The 19,336-nt window shown below is 72.9% G+C and carries 17 protein-coding genes, 4 tRNA genes and 1 other RNA gene; 11 read left to right on the forward strand and 11 right to left on the reverse strand.

The annotated features are described in order from the left end of the window. Positions 1 to 6 precede the first annotated feature (6 nt). From ACWCP2_RS03305 to ACWCP2_RS03320, 4 genes are all read right to left on the reverse strand, one after another. Entirely contained in the window at positions 7 to 900 is an 894-nt protein-coding gene (locus ACWCP2_RS03305) for an RNA polymerase sigma-70 factor (protein WP_450906875.1), read from the reverse strand. A 9-nt stretch (positions 901 to 909) separates the two neighbouring features. Further along, complete coding sequence (locus ACWCP2_RS03310) at positions 910 to 1,641, reverse strand: histone deacetylase (protein ID WP_450906876.1); 732 nt, start codon at positions 1,639 to 1,641, stop codon at positions 910 to 912. Between the two features lie 80 nt (positions 1,642 to 1,721). Beyond that, on the reverse strand, positions 1,722 to 1,886 hold the full coding sequence (locus tag ACWCP2_RS03315; protein ID WP_450906877.1) for a hypothetical protein: 165 nt from the start codon (positions 1,884 to 1,886) through the stop codon (positions 1,722 to 1,724). 57 nt (positions 1,887 to 1,943) lie between these two features. Then, positions 1,944 to 2,031: transfer RNA gene (locus ACWCP2_RS03320), tRNA-Ser, on the reverse strand. A gap of 141 nt (positions 2,032 to 2,172) precedes the next feature. On the opposite strand from ACWCP2_RS03320, the gene ffs reads away from it, so the two are divergent. The 6 genes from ffs to ACWCP2_RS03350 all read left to right on the forward strand — a co-directional run bounded on the left by ffs (position 2,173) and on the right by ACWCP2_RS03350 (position 10,611). Beyond that, an RNA gene (gene ffs, locus ACWCP2_RS03325) (signal recognition particle sRNA small type) lies at positions 2,173 to 2,271 on the forward strand. Positions 2,272 to 2,433: 162 nt separating this feature from the next. Continuing rightward, positions 2,434 to 4,686 (forward strand): DNA polymerase III subunit gamma and tau, encoded by a 2,253-nt coding sequence (locus tag ACWCP2_RS03330; RefSeq protein WP_450906878.1) that lies wholly within the window; start codon positions 2,434 to 2,436, stop codon positions 4,684 to 4,686. Positions 4,687 to 4,746: 60 nt separating this feature from the next. Then, complete coding sequence (purD, locus tag ACWCP2_RS03335) at positions 4,747 to 6,000, forward strand: phosphoribosylamine--glycine ligase (RefSeq protein ID WP_450906879.1); 1,254 nt, start codon at positions 4,747 to 4,749, stop codon at positions 5,998 to 6,000. Between the two features lie 310 nt (positions 6,001 to 6,310). Beyond that, the gene (locus tag ACWCP2_RS03340; protein WP_450906880.1) at positions 6,311 to 7,915 is read left to right on the forward strand and encodes a hypothetical protein; all 1,605 of its coding nucleotides are present in this window, start codon (positions 6,311 to 6,313) and stop codon (positions 7,913 to 7,915) included. Positions 7,916 to 8,110: 195 nt separating this feature from the next. Continuing rightward, positions 8,111 to 9,598, forward strand: coding sequence for a N,N-dimethylformamidase beta subunit family domain-containing protein (locus ACWCP2_RS03345; RefSeq protein ID WP_450906881.1), 1,488 nt, complete (start codon positions 8,111 to 8,113; stop codon positions 9,596 to 9,598). Positions 9,599 to 9,708: 110 nt separating this feature from the next. Beyond that, positions 9,709 to 10,611 (forward strand): phosphoribosylaminoimidazolesuccinocarboxamide synthase, encoded by a 903-nt coding sequence (locus tag ACWCP2_RS03350; RefSeq protein WP_450906882.1) that lies wholly within the window; start codon positions 9,709 to 9,711, stop codon positions 10,609 to 10,611. A gap of 80 nt (positions 10,612 to 10,691) precedes the next feature. On the opposite strand, the gene ACWCP2_RS03355 is transcribed toward ACWCP2_RS03350, so the two are convergent. The 6 genes from ACWCP2_RS03355 to ACWCP2_RS03380 form a co-directional block, all read right to left on the reverse strand. Continuing rightward, positions 10,692 to 10,764: transfer RNA gene (locus ACWCP2_RS03355), tRNA-Gly, on the reverse strand. 24 nt (positions 10,765 to 10,788) lie between these two features. Beyond that, the gene (locus ACWCP2_RS03360) at positions 10,789 to 11,400 is read right to left on the reverse strand and encodes a response regulator transcription factor (RefSeq protein ID WP_254381928.1); all 612 of its coding nucleotides are present in this window, start codon (positions 11,398 to 11,400) and stop codon (positions 10,789 to 10,791) included. Next, positions 11,397 to 12,644, reverse strand: a complete 1,248-nt coding sequence (locus ACWCP2_RS03365) for a sensor histidine kinase (protein WP_450906883.1) — start codon at positions 12,642 to 12,644, stop codon at positions 11,397 to 11,399. Before ACWCP2_RS03365 ends, ACWCP2_RS03360 begins: the two co-directional genes overlap by 4 nt. 123 nt (positions 12,645 to 12,767) lie before the next feature. Further along, positions 12,768 to 12,840: transfer RNA gene (locus tag ACWCP2_RS03370), tRNA-Gly, on the reverse strand. Between the two features lie 79 nt (positions 12,841 to 12,919). Beyond that, positions 12,920 to 12,991 (reverse strand) — tRNA-Gly (locus ACWCP2_RS03375). 86 nt (positions 12,992 to 13,077) lie between these two features. Next, positions 13,078 to 13,395, reverse strand: coding sequence for a histone-like nucleoid-structuring protein Lsr2 (locus tag ACWCP2_RS03380; protein WP_266879001.1), 318 nt, complete (start codon positions 13,393 to 13,395; stop codon positions 13,078 to 13,080). 362 nt (positions 13,396 to 13,757) lie between these two features. On the opposite strand from ACWCP2_RS03380, the gene purS reads away from it, so the two are divergent. The 5 genes from purS (at position 13,758) to ACWCP2_RS03405 (ending at position 18,716) form a co-directional block, all read left to right on the forward strand. Further along, complete coding sequence (gene purS, locus ACWCP2_RS03385; RefSeq protein ID WP_037920107.1) at positions 13,758 to 14,003, forward strand: phosphoribosylformylglycinamidine synthase subunit PurS; 246 nt, start codon at positions 13,758 to 13,760, stop codon at positions 14,001 to 14,003. Between the two features lie 2 nt (positions 14,004 to 14,005). After that, entirely contained in the window at positions 14,006 to 14,686 is a 681-nt protein-coding gene (purQ, locus tag ACWCP2_RS03390) for a phosphoribosylformylglycinamidine synthase subunit PurQ (RefSeq protein ID WP_266907118.1), read from the forward strand. Next, positions 14,683 to 16,932, forward strand: coding sequence for a phosphoribosylformylglycinamidine synthase subunit PurL (purL, locus tag ACWCP2_RS03395; RefSeq protein WP_450906884.1), 2,250 nt, complete (start codon positions 14,683 to 14,685; stop codon positions 16,930 to 16,932). The genes purQ and purL overlap by 4 nt, the downstream gene beginning before the upstream one ends. 120 nt (positions 16,933 to 17,052) lie before the next feature. Next, positions 17,053 to 17,844 (forward strand): sterol carrier family protein, encoded by a 792-nt coding sequence (locus ACWCP2_RS03400; protein ID WP_450906885.1) that lies wholly within the window; start codon positions 17,053 to 17,055, stop codon positions 17,842 to 17,844. 38 nt (positions 17,845 to 17,882) lie between these two features. Further along, positions 17,883 to 18,716, forward strand: coding sequence for an META domain-containing protein (locus ACWCP2_RS03405; RefSeq protein WP_450906886.1), 834 nt, complete (start codon positions 17,883 to 17,885; stop codon positions 18,714 to 18,716). A 9-nt stretch (positions 18,717 to 18,725) separates the two neighbouring features. Here ACWCP2_RS03405 and ACWCP2_RS03410 read toward each other — a convergent pair whose 3' ends face one another. After that, positions 18,726 to 19,331 (reverse strand): HIT family protein, encoded by a 606-nt coding sequence (locus ACWCP2_RS03410; protein ID WP_450906887.1) that lies wholly within the window; start codon positions 19,329 to 19,331, stop codon positions 18,726 to 18,728. Positions 19,332 to 19,336: the final 5 nt, after the last annotated feature.

Genomic DNA, 19,336 nt, shown 5'->3' on the forward strand with positions numbered 1-19,336 from the left:
GACGGGTCAGCCGTTCTGTGACAGCTTTCGGAGCTGAGTCGCCAGGAAGGCGAGTTTGTCCGGGTTCAGGACGAGCCGGACGCCGGTGATCCCGCCCTCGCCGAGCTCCAGGGCCCCGAACGCGGTGAGTTCGCCGTCCGCCCAGCCGACCACCGCCGGAACGCCGTTGACCTCGGCGAAGGAGATCCGCGCGGCGTCGACCCACCGGGCGAAGAGCCCGGCCAGGAACCGGGCCGCATTGTCCCGCCCGGCCACAGGCCGGGTCGAGGCGCTCGCCTTGCCGCCGCCGTCCGACCAGACGACCACCTGCTCGGAGAGCAGCTGCTCCAGCCGGTCCATCGCACCCTCGGACGCGGCGGCCAGGAAGCGGGCGAGCAGCTCGTCGTCCTGCTCCCGCGAGCTGCTGAACCGGGGCCGGCCGTCGGCCAGGTGCTGCCTGGCCCGGCGGTGGAGCTGGCGGGCGTTCGCCTCGGTGCAGTCCAGCACGCCCGCGATGTCCCGGTGGCTGTAGCCGAAGGCGTCGCGCAGCACTACGGCGGCCCGCTCGGGCGGCGACAGCCGCTCCATCATCGTCAGCACGGCGAACGACACCGAGTCCCGCTGCTCCGCCGTCTCCATCGGCCCCAGCACCCCGGCACCGGTCTCCACCGGCTCCGGGATCCAGGGCCCGAAGTACTCCTCGCGCCGCACCCGGGCGGAGGTGAGCCGGTTCAGGCACAGGTTGGTGACCACCTTGGACAGCCACGGCCCCGGCGCCGCCACCTGGCCGGGCTCGGTCCCGTGCCAGCGCAGGTACGCGTCCTGCACGGCGTCCTCGGCCTCGGCGGCCGAGCCGAGCATCCGGTACGCCAGCGAGAAGAGCCGCGGCCGGTGCTCCTCGAAACCCTGTGCCGTGTCCATGGCGCCACGCTAGTGCGGGGGCCCGCCGACTCCCCACCGGGCCCCCGGCGGACGGCCGTCGGCGTCCGCGCCGGGCCGCGCCGCGAACAGCAGGCCGAGCACCTGTGCCGCGGTCCAGTGCCCGGCCGCGCCCGGGCAGCCGGCCAGGTAGTCGGCGATCTCCCGCTCCCCCCACGGCCCCGACTCCAGCAGCCCGCCCGCCAGGTACCGCAGGTACGCGGCGGACGGCACGCGCGGCTCGACGTCCCGGAGGGACCACGGGGCGGTGAACGTCAGCACGGGGATGCCCTCGACCGTCCCCGGGCAGACCAGGGTCTCGTACCGGCCGGGGCCCGACGCGTCACGGCCTTCGCGCAGCACCGTGCCGAGGTCGAGGTCCGCTCCCGGTTCCCGGTACATCTCCTGCGCGGCGATGTCCGACACCTGGCCCACCGTCACGAGGTGGGCGCGCCCCAGCAGGCGGCCCGGCGCCGTCGGATCGTAGAAGCCCCTCCCACCCGTCCACACCGGGGACTCGGTGGCGAAGTAGAGGCAGCCGGCGAGCTGCACGCCGATCGACCGCTCCGGCGCCCGGCGGTCCCGGCAGCCGGGATACGAGCGCGCCGCGCCGGGCGGCGTCCCTCCGGCGATGTAGGCCGCCAGCCGGTCCATGTGCATGTTGGAGCCGTACGAGGCGTACCAGACCCGCCCGTGGACACGGGGAGCCTCGGCGCCGAGCGGGACCACGCTGTGGACGACCATGCAGTTCCTCGCCTGTGGGAAGGGAGCGGCACCGGCCCGGCCGGCCGCGGGCGGCCCGGCCGGCACGCACCAGGTGATTCCTATCCGTCCACGCGGGCGGGCAGCCCGAAAAGCGGGAACAGCCGCCCGGTGTCGCGGAAGAAGCTGATGCCGGTGACCCGGTCGGCGCGGACGTCGAGGACCTGGAGCGCCCAGGGATCGAACCCCGTCCCGTCGGCGGCAACGGAACCCACGGGGCGGCGCACGCAAAGAGCCCCACCGCAAGCGGTGGGGCTCTTCGACGTATTGCCCGGTGAGAGCAATGGCGGAGGATACGAGATTCGAACTCGTGAGGGGTTGCCCCCAACACGCTTTCCAAGCGTGCGCCCTAGGCCACTAGGCGAATCCTCCGGGGCAAACAATACAAGACGTTGAGGGGTGCTCGCGAACGTGATCGTCGGGAGGACCGGGGCGGGGGCCGGGTCGGGTCCGCGGCGGGGTCCGGGTCGGGGTGCGGGTCGATTCCGGGGGCTTCCATCCGCTAGGGTGGGGCCCAGCCCCTCACGTGGCGCTATCTCACCCAACTCCCCCAGGGCCGGAAGGCAGCAAGGGTAAGTGAGCTCTGGTGGGTGCGTGGGGGGCGCTTTGCGTTCCGGGACGGGTCGGGCCGGCCGGGCCGCTCTGCCGCACTCCGGCGCCCTCCGGCGCTCCACGGCGTCCTCCGGCGCCCCGCAGCGCTCCATGGCGCCCCCTCGGCGGACCCGGCGGGTCTGCGGGCCACCGTTGTCGGTGGGCCCGGATAACCTCGTATACGTGTCGTCCCTTGCGCTGTACCGCCGCTACCGCCCCGAGTCGTTCGCCGAGGTCATCGGGCAGGAGCATGTCACTGACCCGCTGATGCAGGCCCTGCGCAACAACCGGGTCAATCACGCGTACCTGTTCAGCGGGCCGCGAGGCTGTGGCAAGACCACCAGCGCGCGCATCCTCGCCCGCTGCCTGAACTGTGAGCAGGGCCCCACGCCCACGCCCTGCGGCGAGTGCCAGTCCTGCCGGGACCTGGCGCGCAACGGACCGGGGTCCATCGACGTCATCGAGATCGACGCCGCTTCGCACGGTGGTGTGGACGACGCCCGTGACCTGCGCGAGAAGGCCTTCTTCGGCCCCGCCTCCAGCCGGTACAAGATCTACATCATCGACGAGGCGCACATGGTCACCCCGGCGGGCTTCAACGCCCTGCTGAAGGTGGTCGAGGAGCCGCCGGAGCACCTCAAGTTCATCTTCGCCACGACCGAGCCCGAGAAGGTCATCGGGACCATCCGGTCCCGGACCCACCACTACCCCTTCCGGCTCGTGCCCCCCGGCACCCTGCGGGACTACCTCGGCGACGTCTGCGGCCGCGAGGGCGCCCACGTCGAGGAGGGCGTGCTGCCGCTCGTCGTGCGCGCCGGCGCCGGATCCGTCCGTGACTCCATGTCCGTCATGGACCAGCTCCTGGCCGGCGCCACCGATCAGGGTGTGACGTACGCCATGGCCACCTCGCTCCTCGGGTACACCGACGGGACGCTGCTGGACGCCGTCGTGGACGCGTTCGCCGCCGGGGACGGGGCCGCCGCGTTCGAGATCGTGGACCGGGTGGTGGAGGGCGGCAACGACCCGCGCCGCTTCGTCGCCGACCTGCTGGAGCGGCTGCGCGACCTGGTGATCCTGGCCGCCGTGCCCGACGCCCGGGAGAAGGGGCTCATCGACGCCCCGAACGACGTGGTCGAGCGGATGCAGGCCCAGGCCTCCGTGTTCGGGGCCGCCGAGCTGTCCCGCGCCGCCGACCTCGTCAACACGGGGCTCACGGAGATGCGCGGAGCCACCTCGCCGCGGCTGCAGCTGGAGCTGATCTGCGCCCGCGTGCTGCTGCCCGCCGCCTTCGACGACGAGCGTTCCGTGCAGGCGCGGCTCGACCGGCTGGAGCGCGGAGGCGCGGCCTCGGCCGCCGCGGCCGCCTTCGCCGCGGCCCCGGCCGCCCCCGCCATGGGCTACGTACCCGGGCCGGAGGCCCACGCCATGGCCCCCGCGGCGGTACGGCCCCCCGCGCAGCCGGCCCCGGCGCACCAGGCTCCCGCGCAGCAGGCACCGGCCCCCGTGGCTCCGCCCGAGCCCGCCGCCCCCGCCGCCGCCCCCGTCCCCGCCGCGGCTCCGGCCCCGGCCGCCGCCCCCGGCGCCTGGCCCGGCGCCGCGCAGCCCGGTGGCGGCGCCCCCGGTGCGTGGCCCGGCGCCGCGACCCCCGGGGCTCCCGCCCCGGCCCCGGCCGCCGCCCCCGTCGCGGGTGCCTGGCCCGGCGCGGCCACCCCCGGCGCCCCGGCGGCCCCGGCCGCTCCCCCGGCCGCCCCGGCCCAGGGCGGCCAGGGCTCCGCTCCGGCGGCCGCCGCTGCCCCCGACCCCGGTATGGCCGCGGGCGCCGGGCAGATCCAGGCGATGTGGCCGGCCGTCCTGGACGCCGTCAAGAACCGCCGCCGCTTCACCTGGATCCTGCTGAGCCAGAACGCCCAGGTCGCCGGATTCGACGGCACCACCCTCCAGCTGGGCTTCCCCAACGCAGGCGCCCGCGACAACTTCGCGAGCAGCGGCAGCGAGGACGTCCTCAAGGCGGTGCTCGCCGAGCAGTTCCAGGTCACCTGGAAGATCGAGGCCGTGGTCGGCGGCGGAGCCCAGCCCATGGCACCCGTGTCCGCGTCCTCCTACGGGGCTCCGCCCGCGCCCGCCCACCACCAGCCGCCGGCCCAGCAGGCCCCGCAGCAGTCGTACCAGCAGTCCCAGCAGGCGCAGCAGCCCCAGCAGTCGTACCAGCAGCAGCCGCCGCAGCAGTCACAGCAATCCCAGCAGCCGCAGCAGTCGTACCAGCAGCAGTCCCAGCAGCACCAGCCGCCCAGCCACCAGGCACCCCCGCCGGTCGCCCCCGAGGACGACGTCGCGGAGGCCGACGACCCGGACCTCGTCGACACCGCACTGAGCGGACACGACCTGATCGTGCGCGAGCTCGGAGCCACCGTTGTGGAGGAATACACGAACGACTAGGGGGTCCGACTTGGGTGCCCGCACGAAGCCCGCCCGGGAACCCGGGCTAGTCTTCATGGCGTGAAGGTCCTCGTCATCGGCGGCGGCGCCCGCGAACATGCCCTGTGCCGCTCTCTGTCCCTCGATTCCGACGTCAACGCGCTGTACTGCGCTCCCGGCAACGCCGGCATCGCCGAGGTGGCCGAGCTCCGCCCCGTCGACCCGCTCGACGGCGAAGCCGTCGCCCGCCTGGCCACCGAGCTCCGCGCCGACCTGGTCGTCGTCGGCCCGGAGGCCCCGCTCGTCGCCGGTGTCGCCGACGCCGTGCGCGCGGCCGGCATCCCCGTCTTCGGCCCGTCCGGCGAAGCCGCGCAGCTGGAGGGCTCCAAGGCCTTCGCCAAGGACGTGATGGCCGCGGCCGGCGTCCCGACGGCCCGCAGCTACGTGTGCACCACCCCGGACGAGGTGGACGAGGCCCTCGACGCCTTCGGCGCCCCGTACGTGGTCAAGGACGACGGGCTCGCCGCCGGCAAGGGCGTCGTGGTCACCGACGACCGGGCCGCCGCCCGCGCCCACGCGCTGGGCTGCGACCGGGTGGTCATCGAGGAGTTCCTCGACGGCCCCGAGGTCTCCCTCTTCGCCATCACCGACGGCGTCACCGTGCTCCCGCTCCAGCCCGCGCAGGACTTCAAGCGCGCGCTCGACGGGGACGCGGGTCCCAACACCGGCGGCATGGGCGCGTACTCCCCCCTCCCCTGGGCCGACCCGAAGCTCGTCGACGAGGTCATGGCCTCCGTCCTGCAGCCGACCGTGGACGAGCTGCGCCGCCGCGGCACCCCCTTCTCCGGGCTGCTCTACGCGGGCCTCGCGATCACCTCGCGCGGCGTACGGGTCATCGAGTTCAACGCCCGCTTCGGCGACCCCGAGACCCAGGTGGTCCTGGCCCGGCTGCGCACCCCGCTCGCCGGCGTGCTGCTGAACTCCGCCAACGGCACCCTGGACACCCTGCCGCCGCTGAGCTGGCGCGAGGACGCGGCCGTCACCGTGGTCATCGCCTCCCACAACTACCCGGAGACCCCGCGCACCGGGGACCCCATCACGGGCCTGGCCGAGGTGGCCGAGCAGGACGCCCCGTACGCGTACGTCCTGCACGCGGGCACCCGTACCGAGGGCGACGAGGTCGTCAGCGCGGGCGGACGCGTGCTGTCGGTGACGGCGACCGGTTCCGATCTGGCGCAGGCCCGGGACAGGGCGTATAAGGCCGTCGCGCGGATCGGGCTCGACGGCTCGCAGTACCGCACGGACATTGCGGCCAAGGCGGCCGAATCCCGCTGACCGGCGGCGTTCGGCGCGATTCCACGCAAGCGGGCCCGGTGCGCACTCGGTGCGGCCGGGCCCGCGCGCATGCTCGCGTACGAGTGCATCCAGCCGCGTTCGAACGCACCCAGCTTTACCCAAAGCCATTCCATCGGGTGATCGTCACCCCGTCTGCCTGACGTTCGCCCGCGCCCCAACTAGGGTGCGGCGCAAGCATTCCGGCACTCATTTCCGGCACATGGCCCACCGGCATTGCGATGTCAGTGGCTGGTGTCACAGTGGGGGAGTGAGCAACGCCGCCGCATGGCAAAGGGGGTGAGGTCCGGCCGTGTCCGGAACAGGTTCGATCGCTGAAGTGGGTACGCCGTCCGCGCGTTCCCGTGCCTTGGCCGTGCTGCGTGTGCGCAGCAGGGCACTGGCCGTCGGGCTGCTGCCCGCCGCCGTGGCCGTGGTGCTGGTGAGCGCCCGTTCGACGGGCCGGCTCGCCGGTGACCCCTGGCCCGCCGTGACCCTCGCCGTGTGCGCCGTCGCCGCGTTCGTCCTGCTCGTCGGCGGGATCTTCGCCGCCGTCGTGCTGCGGGCGAGCCCCGCCATGACCCCGACCGTTCCGCTGTCGGAAGCCGCCGCCCCCGATCTCTACCGGCTCGTGCGCGACCTGGCGGACCGGATGGACGTTCCGGCGCCCTCCGCGATAGCCCTGACCCCCGACTGCGACAGCTGGCTGGAGGACCGCACGCACCCGGCGCACCGCCGTGCCCGCGGCCGGGCGCACATATCCGGTGGAGCCGGCGGCCCGGAGTCCGAGCCCGGCGCGGCCCCCGTGCTGGTGATCGGCTCGCCGTTCCTGTGGTGGATGCGGGTCGCGGAGCTCCGCGCCGTCCTCGCGCCCGTCGTCGCCGGTACGGGACCCTCCGCGCACCCGGACATAGCCGACGCGCGCGGATTCGTACGGGGCCTGGACGCCGCCCTGGACGTGGGCGGCCGGCGCTTCCTCGGCTGGATCGCCGCCCCCGCCCGGCTGCTGCTGCGGCTGTGCCGGGTGGACGCCGCCGAGATGGAGCGCGGGGTCGCCGCCGCCGCCTCGGACCGCGCACAGGGTGTGGACTACGCGCTGCGCATCGCCGCCCAGGAGCAGGTCGGGCTGGCGTACGCCGGCTGGGACCGGCTGCTGACCCGTGTCGCCCTGCCCGCCTGGCGGATGGGCCGCTGGCCCGCGCACCTGGACGCGGGGGTCGTCTCCGCACTGACCGAGCTGTCCCGGCGCGACCGGCTGGCCGACGGGTTCACCTCCCGCCTCGGCGAGCGCCCGGCGTGCGATCTGCTGGACCAGCCGGGCGCGGTGGACGAGGCCGCCTCGCTGCTGGCCGCGCGGCTGTTCCACGGCGGCCCCGCCGAGGCGGGACCGGACTGGTCGCCGGTGGACTGGGCGGCCTATCCGGAGGAGGTCGTCGACCGCAAGTGGCGCACGGAGGCGGCCCGCCTGCTGGCCGCCCTGGACGCCCTGTCGGCGTCTCCCGGACCCGCCGCCTCCACGGTCGAGCGGGTGCTGACCCACCTCGCCGAAGCCGACGCCGACGCCCTGGCGGGCCGGCTGAGCGGTGACCTGGCGCGGGAGGCCGTGCCCGCCCTGACCGCCGCCGCGGGACGCGGGGCCGACGCACTGCCGCTGTTCCCGCTGGAGGCTCCGCGCAGCGGCCGGGACCTGCTGGCGGACCACGTCGTGGCGCTGGTGTGCTGCGCCGCGGTCGACTCCGCGGGAGGCGAGCCCGGTCTGGACTGGCTGGACGGGCCGGTCCTGCTGGTCGCCGGGGTGCGGCGGGCCGATCTCGCCGGACCGGTGCTGTCGCTCGTGGAGGACCGGGACCCCGGCCCGCTCCGGGACTGGCTCGCGGAGGTCGGCGTACGCCCCGAGAAGCCGGTCCGCCTGGTCTAGCCGGTCCGGCCCCGGCGCTCGGCCCTCGGCCCTCGGCCCCCCAGGCCCCCTGGCCCCTCCGGTCCCGGGGCCGGGCCCGGCCGGGATCGATCCCCGTTGAAGTTTTCGCGACGAACGGTGACGGAGTGCGTGCGTTATGTGATGTGCTGGGGACCGGTCGCGGCGTTCGGGTGAGCGAGGGAGGGGAGCAGCGGTATGGGTGCGGAGCAGATCAGGCGTTGGGAGTCGGGTGCGCTCGCGCACGCGGTGTCCGATCCCTTCGGCCAGGGCCCCCTGCCGTGGTTCCGGGGGAGCGAGCTCTACTACGACGACAACGGCCAGGTGGTCCCCTGGTACGTGGACCCGGCCGTGGCCGCCGGGCCGGGCCAGCAGGTCCCCCGCGCCCGCGGCGCGGGCGGCCCCCGTACCGCCGACGACGTGCACCGGCAGATCAAGGGGTTCACCTCCACCGGAGCCGTCGCGCCCGGTGAGGCCATCGACTTCCACATCACCGTGGACCCGCCCCAGCAGTTCTCCGTGGACGTCTACCGCATCGGGCACTACGGCGGCGACGGCGCCTCCAAGATCACCACCAGCCCCCGGCTCTCCGGCATCGTCCAGCCCGCACCCCTGACCGCCGACCGCACCGTCTCCTGCCACCACTGGTGGCTGTCCTGGCGGCTCCAGGTCCCCTCGTACTGGAGCGTCGGCGCCTACGTCGCGGTCCTGACGACCGCCGACGGGTACCGCTCGCACATCCCCTTCACGGTGCGCGACGACCATCCGGCCGATCTGCTGCTCCTGCTGCCCGACATCACCTGGCAGGCCTACAACCTCTACCCGGAGGACGGCAGAACGGGTGCGAGCCTCTACCACGCCTGGGACGAGGAGGGCCGGCTGCTCGGCGAGCGCGACGCCGCCATCACCGTCTCCTTCGACCGCCCCTACGCCGGCGCCGGCCTGCCCCTGCACGTGGGCCACGCCTACGACTTCATCCGCTGGGCCGAGCGCTACGGCTACGACCTCGCCTACGCCGACGCCCGCGACCTGCACGCCGGCCGCGTCGACCCCACCCGCTACCGCGGCCTGGTCTTCCCCGGCCACGACGAGTACTGGTCCGGCCCCATGCGCCGCACCGTCGAGCGCGCCCGCGACCACGGCACCTCGCTCGTCTTCCTCTCGGCCAACACCATGTACTGGCAGGTCGAGCTCTCCCCCTCGCCCTCCGGCGTCGACGACCGGCTCCTGACCTGCCGAAAACGCCGCGGCCCGGGCCGTCCCAGCCTCTGGCGCGAGGTGGACCGCCCGGAGCAGCAACTGCTGGGCATCCAGTACGCGGGCCGGGTCCCCGAGCCCGCGCCGCTCATCGTGCGCAATTCCACGCACTGGCTCTGGGACTCCACCGGGGCCGCCGAGAACGACGAACTCCCCGGTCTGGTCGCGGGCGAGGCCGACCGGTACTTCCCGCGCACGCAGCTCCCCGAGCACCAGAGCCGCATCCTGCTCGCGCACTCCCCGTACGAGGACGGCGACGGCCACCGCCGCCACCAGGAGACCTCCCTCTACCGGGCCCCCAGCGGCGCCCTCGTCTTCGCGTCCGGAACCTTCGCCTGGTCCCCGGCCCTCGACCGCCCCGGGCACGTGGACGAGCGGGTCCAGCGGGCCACCGCCAATCTCCTCGACCGGATCTGCAAGAGGGACTGACGAGGGACTGACGAGGTACTGACGGGGGACCGACCGGACCCGTTGTCCGCGTATCCGGAGCGGTACGGGAGAATGGGCCGCGCGCTCGTACAGAACCACAGGGAGACTCCGTGCCCGGATTCGTCGAAAAGCCCGAGCCGGTGCAGGTGCCCGGCCTCGTCCACCTCCACACCGGCAAGGTCCGCGACCTCTACCGCGACGGGGACGGAAACCTCGTCATGGTCGCCAGCGACCGGATCTCCGCCGCCGACTGGGTGCTGCCCACCGAGATCCCGGACAAGGGCCGGATCCTGACCCAGCTCTCCCTGTGGTGGTTCGACCAGCTCGCGGACCTCGTCCCGAACCACGTCATCAGCACCGAGCTGCCCGCCGGCGCCCCCGCCGACTGGGCCGGCCGCGCCCTGGTCTGCCGGAACCTCGACATGGTCCCCGTCGAGTGCGTGGCCCGCGGCTACCTGACCGGCTCGGGCCTCGCCGAGTACGAGAAGACCCGTACGGTCTGCGGACTCGGCCTGCCCGAGGGCCTGGTCGACGGCTCCGAGCTGCCCGGCCCGATCTTCACCCCGGCCGCCAAGGCCGAGGTCGGCGAGCACGACGAGAACGTCTCCTACGAGGAGGTCGCCCGCACCCAGGGCGCCGAGACGGCCGCCCTGCTGCGCCAGACCACCCTCGCCGTCTACGGCCGGGCCCGGGACATCGCCCGGGAGCGCGGGATCATCCTGGCGGACACCAAGTTCGAGTTCGGCTTCGACAAGGACGGCACCCTGGTCGCCGCCGACGAGGTGCTGACCCCGGACTCCTCCCGCTTCTGGCCGGCCGACCTGTGGGAGCCGGGCCACGCCCAGCCGTCCTTCGACAAGCAGTACGTCCGCGACTGGCTGTCCTCCCCCGCCTCCGGCTGGGACTCCAAGGGCGAACTCCCGCCGCCCGCCCTCCCGCAGGAGGTCGTGGAGCAGACCCGCTCCCGCTACGTCGAGGCCTACGAGCGCCTCACCGGCCAGACCTGGGCCTGAGGCCCGCTCCGGCCCGGGGGCATCCCCCGGGCCGGAACGAAAGAAGCCCCGGTCCGAGGACCGGGGTTTCTTCACTGCTGAGCGGACAACGCGACTCGAACGCGCGACATCCACCTTGGCAAGGTGGTGCTCTACCAACTGAGCTATGTCCGCAGGTGCGCCGTAGCGCGAGAACTACTATACCCAACCCCGGGACCGTGCGAGACGCACTGCCGTGTGCCGGTTCTCGGCCCCCAGCTTCGTGGCCGCCGAGGACAGGTAGTTGCGCACCGTCCCCGGGGACAGCGAGGCCCGCTCCGCGATCTCCGCGATCGGCGCCCCGTCCCCGGCCAGTTCCAGCACCTCGGCCTCGCGGGCGGTCAGCGGGGAGTCCCCCGCACTGATCGCGTCGGCCGCCAACTCCGGGTCCACGTAGCGGCCTCCGGCGTGCACGGTCCGGATCAGCTCGGCCAGCCGCTGCGCCGAGACGGTCTTCGGCGCGAAGGCCCGTACGCCCGCGGCCAGGGCCCGCTTCAGGTGCCCGGGCCGGCCGTGGCTGGTCACGATCATGGTCTTGCAGTCGGGGAGTTCGGCCCGCAGGGATGTGGCCACGCTCACACCGTCGGCCCCCGGCATCTGCAGGTCCAGCACCGCCACGTCCGGCCGGTGGGCCCGCGCCATCGCCAGGGCCTCCGGCCCCGAGGCGGCCTCCGCGACGACCAGCAGGTCGTCCTCCAGTCCCAGCAGCGCGGCGAGCGCGCCCCGGATCAGGTGCTCGTCGTCGGCCAGCAGTACGCGTACGGGGGTCATGCCCGCGCCTCCAGTTCTCGGATCGGACCGGCCGCCGGGCCGGGGATCTGCGCCCGCAGCCGGAACCGGCCGCCGTCCACCGGGCCGGCCTCCAGCGTGCCGTCCAGCACCGCGAGCCGTTCCCGCAGGCCCGCGAGCCCCGAGCCCGGCGGCCCGGCCGGGGCCTTGGGGGCCCCGTCGTTCTCCACCACCAGCGTGAGCGCGCCCGAGGGGCCCGCCGTGAGCCGGATCACGCAGCTGCGGGCGTCGCCGTGCCGCAGGACGTTCGTCGTCGCCTCGCGCACCACCCAGGCGAGCGCCGACTGGGCCTCGGCGGGCAGCAGCTCGTGGCCCTGTTCGTACTCGACCCGGCAGTCCATCCCGGCCGCGTGCAGGACCCCGCGCGCGCCCTCCAGCTCCACCGCGAGGTTCGCCTCGCGGTAGCCGCGGACCACGTCGCGGACCTCCTTCTGGGACTCCCGGGCGATCCGCTGCACCTCGATCATCTGGTCGACGGCCTCGGGGCGTTCGCGCCGCGCGAGCTGCACGGCCAGCTCGCTCTTGAGCGCGATCACCGCGAGGTTGCGGCCCATCACGTCGTGCAGGTCCCGGCCGAACCGCAGCCGCTCCTCGGCCACCGCGAGCTGCGCCTGGACCTCGCGGGCCCGGTCCAGCTCGTACACCGTGTCCAGCAGCCAGCCGGAGAATCCGCAGGCGAAGCAGAGGAAACCGCTGGTCAGCAGCACCGCGACGGCCAGGCCGGCGGACTCGCCCGCCGAGATGCCGAAGGCGAGGGAGGCCAGGCCGACGAAGGCGGCCGTCGCCGGAGCCACGTAGCGCATCTGCCGGACCTCGCGCAGGCACAGGACGAGCGTGCCGCCGGCGAAGGAGGCCATGCCGACGACCAGGCCCGGGGCCGCGGAAGGGCTGTGGACGAGGCCCGCCGCGCGTACGGCGAGGACGCCCAGGGCGGCGGCGGCGGTCAGGGCGACGGTGAGGACGGCGAGCCGCACCGGTTGCTCGCGCCGGCCCACGATCCAGTCGATCGAGCGGGAGGAGAGGAAGCCGACGAGCACGGACTGCGCGCACACCGTCAGGAAGAGGGCGAGCGCGAGCGCCGGGGCGGTCTTCCCGGTCATCGATCCCAGTGCGGCCAGCCCGACCGACACGATCTCCAGGACCACGAAGAAGTGGAACGACCAGCGCGTGTACAGCTCGACCTTCCCCGCGCTGCTGCGGTTCTTCCACCAGCCGCTGAGTTTCATGGCCCCAGTCTCGCGGCCCCCGGACCGGTCGGGCCATGACACCTGTCATGGATCCCCGATAATCCGGGACCGGCCGGGCATACGACAAAGGCCCCGGTCAATGACCGGGGCCTTCATTCGCTGAGCGGACGACGCGACTCGAACGCGCGACATCCACCTTGGCAAGGTGGTGCTCTACCAACTGAGCTACGTCCGCATGCTTCTCACGACAAAGCTGTCGTGCGATGCGTGCATCACTCTACCTGATCCACAACCGTGGTCGGTAAAGCGAGCAGAGCGGGTGACAGGGATCGCACACTGCGCCTCCCCCCTGGAAGGGGGGTGTTCTGCTACTGAACTACACCCGCACGACTTCGGGGTCTGACCTGCGGCCTCGCCCCTTGGCGTGATCCACACACTAGCGGATCGTTGGGGGTGGATGGCAAATCGGCTCTCAGTGAGCCGCGTTGTACTCCTCGTAGACCTTCTTGGGGATCCGCCCGCGCGGCGGGACGTCGAGCTGGTTGGAGCGGGCCCAGGCCCGGACGACCGCGGGGTCGGGGGCGATGGAGGTGTGCTTGAAGGTCTTGCCGGAGCGTGCCTGCCGGCGGCCGGCGGCCACGAAGGGGGCGAGGCTCTTCCGCAGTTTCTTTGCGTTGGCCACATTGAGGTCGATCTCGTACGACTTACCGTCCAGCCCGAAGACGACCGTTTCCGATGCATCTCCGCCATCGATGTCGTCGGAGATCGTGACTACTACGCGCTGCGCCACGGATATCGGTCCCTTCGCGCGACGCCGCTCCCCGCTGACGTGCGCGGACGGAGCGGTGATGTCGCCTGTGTGGATGTATCGGAAGAATGCATCTTTCTGGCGTCGCCGCGCGCCGGAAAATTCCGGCGCGACGGAGGATTCCTTTGTACCCCGATTCTCATTGCATTGCGAAGCCCAGTTAATTATCTCCGCGTGTCCCGCCGCAATCCCGGGCACGTGGTTTTCCGGCGGATTTTGCGAAGCGTTGGTGAAGCCGAAACGGCGTGGAGGATCATACAAGAGAGAAATCTACCCGCGTAGAAATTTCCTCCAGGTACGCTGAGGGAACCGCCTTCGCACCAACCACCTCATCGGGAGTGCCAGTGGCACGCGTCGTAGTCGACGTCATGCTCAAGCCGGAGATCCTCGACCCCCAGGGCCAGGCGGTGCAGCGTGCACTGCCGCGCCTGGGATTCGAAGGAATCGCCGACGTCCGCCAGGGGAAGCGCTTCGAACTGGAGGTGGAGGGACCGGTCGACCAGGCCGCCCTCGACCGCATCCACACGATGGCCGAAACCTTCCTCGCCAACACCGTCATCGAAGACTTCACCGTGAAGGTCGAGGCCTGACGGTGACCACTCGCATCGGAGTCGTCACGTTCCCCGGAACGCTCGACGACCGTGACTCGCTGCGCGCCGTGCGCCTCGCGGGAGCCGAGCCCGTATCGCTCTGGCACCGCGACAAGGACCTCCACCAGGTCGACGCGGTCGTCCTCGCGGGCGGCTTCTCCTACGGGGACTACCTGCGCGCCGGAGCCATCTCCCGCTTCTCGCCGGTGATGGAGAGCATCATCGAGCAGGCCAAGGGCGGCATGCCCGTCCTCGGCATCTGCAACGGCTTCCAGATCCTCACCGAGGCCCACCTGCTGCCGGGGGCGATGCTCCGCAACAACCACCTGCACTTCATCTGCCGCGACCAGAAGCTGCGGGTGGAGAACGCGGAGACCGCCTGGACCGGCGACTACACCGCCGGAGAGGAGATCTCCGTACCGCTCAAGAACATGGACGGCCGCTACGTGGCCGACGAGCGGGTGCTGGACGAACTGGAGGCCGAAGGCCGCGTGGCCTTCCGGTACCTCGACGTCAACCCCAACGGCTCGCTGCGCGACATCGCCGGCATCACCAACGCCGCGGGCAACGTCGTCGGCCTCATGCCGCACCCCGAGCACGCGGTCGAGCCGCTGATCGGGACGGGCCGCACCGACGGCCTCCCGTTCTTCACCTCGGTCCTGAAGAAGCTGGTCAGCGCATGAGCCTCGACACCGTCAAGAACGCCACCGAGACCCCGGACGCCTCCCAGCCCTGGAAGGAACTCGGCCTCAAGGAGGACGAGTACGCCCGGATCCGCGAGATCCTGGAGCGCCGTCCCACCGGCGCCGAGCTCGCCATGTACTCCGTCATGTGGTCCGAGCACTGCTCGTACAAGAGCAGCAAGGTCCACCTGAAGCAGTTCGGCGAGAAGGTCCCGCAGAACGACGCCATGCTCGTCGGCATCGGTGAGAACGCCGGAGTCGTCGACGTCGGCCAGGGGTACGCGGTCACCTTCAAGGTCGAGTCGCACAACCACCCGTCGTACATCGAGCCCTACCAGGGCGCGGCCACCGGCATCGGCGGCATCGTCCGCGACATCCTCGCCATGGGCGCCCGCCCGATCGCGGTCGTCGACCCGCTGCGCTTCGGCGCGGCCGACCACCCCGACACCAAGCGCGTCCTGCCGGGCGTCGTCGCGGGCATCGGCGGCTACGGGAACTGCCTCGGCCTGCCGAACATCGGCGGCGAGGTCGTCTTCGACGCCTGCTACCAGGGCAACCCCCTCGTCAACGCCGGCTGCATCGGCGTCATGAAGCACGAGGACATCCACCTCGCCAAGGCCTCCGGCCCGGGCAACAAGGTCATCCTCTACGGCGCCCGCACCGGCGGCGACGGCATCGGCGGCGTCTCCGTGCTGGCCTCGGAGACCTTCGACGACACCAAGCCCACCAAGCGCCCCGCGGTGCAGGTCGGCGACCCCTTCCAGGAGAAGCTCCTCATCGAGTGCACCCTGGAGATCTTCAAGGAGAAGCTGGTCGCGGGCATCCAGGACCTCGGCGGCGCCGGGCTCTCCTGCGCCACGAGCGAGCTGGCCTCCGCCGGCACCGGCGGCATGCGCGTCGACCTCGACACCGTCCCGCTGCGCGACGCGACGCTCTCGCCCGAGGAAATCCTCATGAGCGAGTCGCAGGAGCGCATGTGCGCGATCGTCGAACCGCAGTACGTGGACCGCTTCATGGAGATCTGCGAGAAGTGGGACGTCATCGCCACCGTCATCGGTGAGGTGACCGAGGGCGACCACCTGGAGATCTTCTGGCACGGCGAGCTCATCGTGGACGTGCCCCCGGGCACCGTCGCCCACGAGGGCCCGACCTACCACCGCCCGTACGCGCGCCCCTCCTGGCAGGACGCGCTGCAGGCCGACGACGCGGGCAAGCTGCCCCGCCCGCAGACCTCCGAGGAGCTCCGCGCGCAGGTCCTGGCCCTGGTCTCGTCGCCGAACCAGGCCTCGAAGTCCTGGATCACCGACCAGTACGACCGCTTCGTCCAGGGCAACACGGTGCTCTCGCAGCCCGAGGACGCCGGCATGGTCCGCATCGACGAGGAGACCAACCTCGGCGTGGCCATGTCCACGGACGGCAACGGCCGCTACGCGAAGCTCGACCCGTACACGGGCGCGCAGCTCGCACTGGCCGAGTCCTACCGCAACGTGGCCGCGACCGGCGCCAAGCCGCTCGCGATCTCCGACTGCCTGAACTTCGGCTCCCCCGAGGACCCGGACGTCATGTGGCAGTTCGCCGAGGCCACCCGCGGTCTCGCGGACGGCTGCCTGGAGCTGGGCACCCCGGTGACCGGCGGCAACGTCTCGCTCTACAACCAGACCGGTGACATCGCGATCCACCCGACCCCGGTCGTGGCGGTCCTCGGTGTGATCGACGACGTCAACCGCCGTACGCCGATGGCGTTCGCGGAGCCCGGCCAGCTGCTCTACCTGCTCGGCGACACCACCGAGGAGTTCGGCGGCTCGGCCTGGTCCGAGGTCGTCCACCAGCACCTCGGCGGCATGCCGCCCAAGGTGGACCTGGGCCGCGAGAAGCTCCTCGCGGAGATCCTCATCTCGGCCTCGCGCGACGGCATGATCGACGCCGCGCACGACCTGTCCGACGGCGGCCTGGTCCAGGCGCTCACCGAGTCCTGCCTCAAGGGCGGCAACGGTGCGCGGATCGTGGTGCCCGAGGCACTGGACGCCTTCACCTTCCTGTTCTCCGAGTCCGCGGGCCGCGCCATCGTGGCCGTCCCGCGCAGCGAGGAGCTCCGCTTCACCGACATGTGCGGTGCGCGGGGCCTGCCGGCGACCCGGATCGGTGTCGTGGACGGCGAGGAGATCGAGGTCCAGGGCGAGTTCACCCTCCCCCTGGCGGAGCTCCGGACCGCCCACGAGGCGACCATCCCGGCGCTGCTCGCCTGAGCGGCCGTTCCGCACGAACCGCGGCCCCCGTCCGGTATCGCTCCGGGCGGGGGCCGCGCGGTTCGTGCCGACGGCCCGCGAGGCGGTCCCGCGCGCGGCAGGGCCAGTAAGGTCGGCCCCATGCCTCCCGCGAAGAAGAAGCCGCGCACCTACGACCACGCCAGGACCCGCGCGGCCGTCCTCGCGCAGTTCGGGCATGTACGGGACGCCGTACGGGAGTTGGACGCCGAGCAGCTCGCCCGGTCCAGCGGGGTCGGGCACTGGTCCGTCGCCGAGCTGGCCGCGCACATCGCGTGGATCGCCGACTCGCTGGCCGGCGGACTCGCCCGGCCGCCCGCCGCCGTCGCGGAACTCTCCGCCGCCGAATGGCCCTTCGCGACGGCCTCGCTCGCCGGGAAGATCGCCGAAGCCGCCAAGGAGACCCTGGAGGGCGCCCCGCTCGCCGAGCTCTACGACCGGGCGGGCGCCCGGCTGGCCGAGGCGCTCGACGCGAACCCGGGCAGCCGGGTCCTGGACCTGTGGATCGGGGCCATGACCCTGGCCGACTTCCTGGTCACCCGCACCGTGGAGCTCGTCGTGCACACCGACGACCTGCGCCGCGCCACCGGACGGGACGTCCCCCTGGACCGCCAGGCCCTGGCCGCCTGCACCCGGCTGCTCGCCGACGCCCTCGCGCTGAAGGCCCCCGGCGGGGCGGTGGAGTTCCGCGTCCCGCCGTTCGCGGTGGTGCAGTGCGTCGAGGGGCCCCGGCACACCCGCGGCACCCCGCCGAACGTGGTGGAGACCGACCCGCTGACCTGGATCCGGCTCGCCACCGGCCGTACGGGCTGGGCCGAGGCGCTGGACGGGGCGCAGGTCAGGGCCAGCGGCGAGCGCGCCGACCTCTCGGGGCTGCTCCCCCTGATGGGCTGATCCGGGAACCGGTTCGCGGCCGGCCGCGTCCCACCGGCATGCGTACGCTGCCGCTCCTCCCCGCCGCCCTGGTCGCCGTACTCGTCCTGTCCGCCACCGCCACCGCCTGTGGTGACGGCGACGGTGGCGGGACACCGGGGACGCACCCCGGCCGCGGGTTCTCCGGATCCTGGTCGGTCGAGAGCCTGACCGTCGACGGCACGGTGCTGAAGGCTCCCGCCTCCGCCCGGCTGGCCGTGGAGCCGGGCAAGGGCCACGAGGCCGAGGCCTCCGGCAACTACGGCTGCAACGGCTTCACCGCCGCGGTGGTCTTCGACTCGGCGTCCACCATGACCGTGTCGCCCGGTGTCCACACCGAAATGGCCTGCCCCGACCTGCCGTTCGAGACGGCCTTCGCCAAGCTGTTCCAGGGCAGGCTGACCGTGGAACAGAGCCAGGAGAAGATCACGCTGAAGGGCCCGGACGGGAACACGATCGCCCTGAACTCCAAGCCCCCGGCCCCCGACGCCCCGCTCGTCGCCACGCAGTGGACGGTCGACTCCCTGATCAAGGGGGCGACGGCCTCCTCCGTCCCGGCCGGCGCCGAGGGCCGGGCCCGCTTCACCGTGGCCGCGGACGGGAACGTGAGCGGCAGCCTCGGCTGCAACCGCTTCAACGCCCCGGCCGCCGTCGAGGGCAACCGGCTCACCGTCGGCCCCCTCACCACCACCCGGATGGCCTGCGAGGGCGCACCGGGCGAGCTGGAGCGGACCCTCACCGAGCTGTTCGGCAGCGGCCCCCTCACCTGGAAGGTCCAGGGCGACACCCTCACCCTGACCCCGGCCGGCCCGGGCACCGCCCTCACCGCGAAGGCGGCCTCGGCCGTCGAGTGACCGCCGGGCTCAGACGTGCGCGGTCCCGCCGTCCTTCGCCATCGCCCCGGCGATCAGGCGCGCGGACTCGGCCCACACCTCGTCCGGGAGCTTGGGCAGCACGTCGTCCCACAGCGGCAGACAGGAGCCGCGCAGCTGCAGCATTCCCTCGGGTCGGGCCGTCAGGAAGAGGTGCAGGTGGGCGCCGCCGTCCCCCCACTTGTTGACGTGGACGCGGGCGATCCCGTCCAGCGTGCGGACCGCCCGCTCCACCCGCTGGAGCATCGCGCCGAGCTCGGCCGCCCGCTCGGCCGGCAGGTCCAGCAGGTCGTGGTGGCCGCGCGGCACCAGCATCACCGCCGCCGGCAGCGCGCCGTGCTCGCCGTGCAGCCGCCAGTTCTCGTCCGTCCAGAGGTAGCTCGAGTCCGGCCGGGCGCAGGAGCGGCAGGCGTCGGGCCCGGCCTCGCCGTCGCGGGGCGGTTCGGGCAGGACCGGCTCCTCCAGCACCTTGATCCGCAGGTCGCCCTCGTACGGGAAGATCTCCCAGAACGGGATGCCGTCGGCGGGGAAGGGGATCCGCTCGCCGATCGGCAAACCACGTACGTACGCACTGGGTCCGGGTATCGCATCGCTCATGATCC

It is taken from the genome of Streptomyces sp. NPDC002104 (genome assembly GCF_053593795.1).

Coding starts and splice junctions, on each gene's coding strand:
- ACWCP2_RS03305 (WP_450906875.1), bottom strand. CDS start 900: ATGGACACGGCACAGGGTTTCGAGGAGCACCGGCCGCGGCTCTTCTCG.
- ACWCP2_RS03310 (WP_450906876.1), bottom strand. CDS start 1,641: ATGGTCGTCCACAGCGTGGTCCCGCTCGGCGCCGAGGCTCCCCGTGTC.
- ACWCP2_RS03345 (WP_450906881.1), top strand. CDS start 8,111: ATGGGTGCGGAGCAGATCAGGCGTTGGGAGTCGGGTGCGCTCGCGCAC.
- ACWCP2_RS03360 (WP_254381928.1), bottom strand. CDS start 11,400: ATGACCCCCGTACGCGTACTGCTGGCCGACGACGAGCACCTGATCCGG.
- ACWCP2_RS03365 (WP_450906883.1), bottom strand. CDS start 12,644: ATGAAACTCAGCGGCTGGTGGAAGAACCGCAGCAGCGCGGGGAAGGTC.
- purL (WP_450906884.1), top strand. CDS start 14,683: ATGAGCCTCGACACCGTCAAGAACGCCACCGAGACCCCGGACGCCTCC.
- ACWCP2_RS03400 (WP_450906885.1), top strand. CDS start 17,053: ATGCCTCCCGCGAAGAAGAAGCCGCGCACCTACGACCACGCCAGGACC.
- ACWCP2_RS03405 (WP_450906886.1), top strand. CDS start 17,883: ATGCGTACGCTGCCGCTCCTCCCCGCCGCCCTGGTCGCCGTACTCGTC.
- ACWCP2_RS03410 (WP_450906887.1), bottom strand. CDS start 19,331: ATGAGCGATGCGATACCCGGACCCAGTGCGTACGTACGTGGTTTGCCG.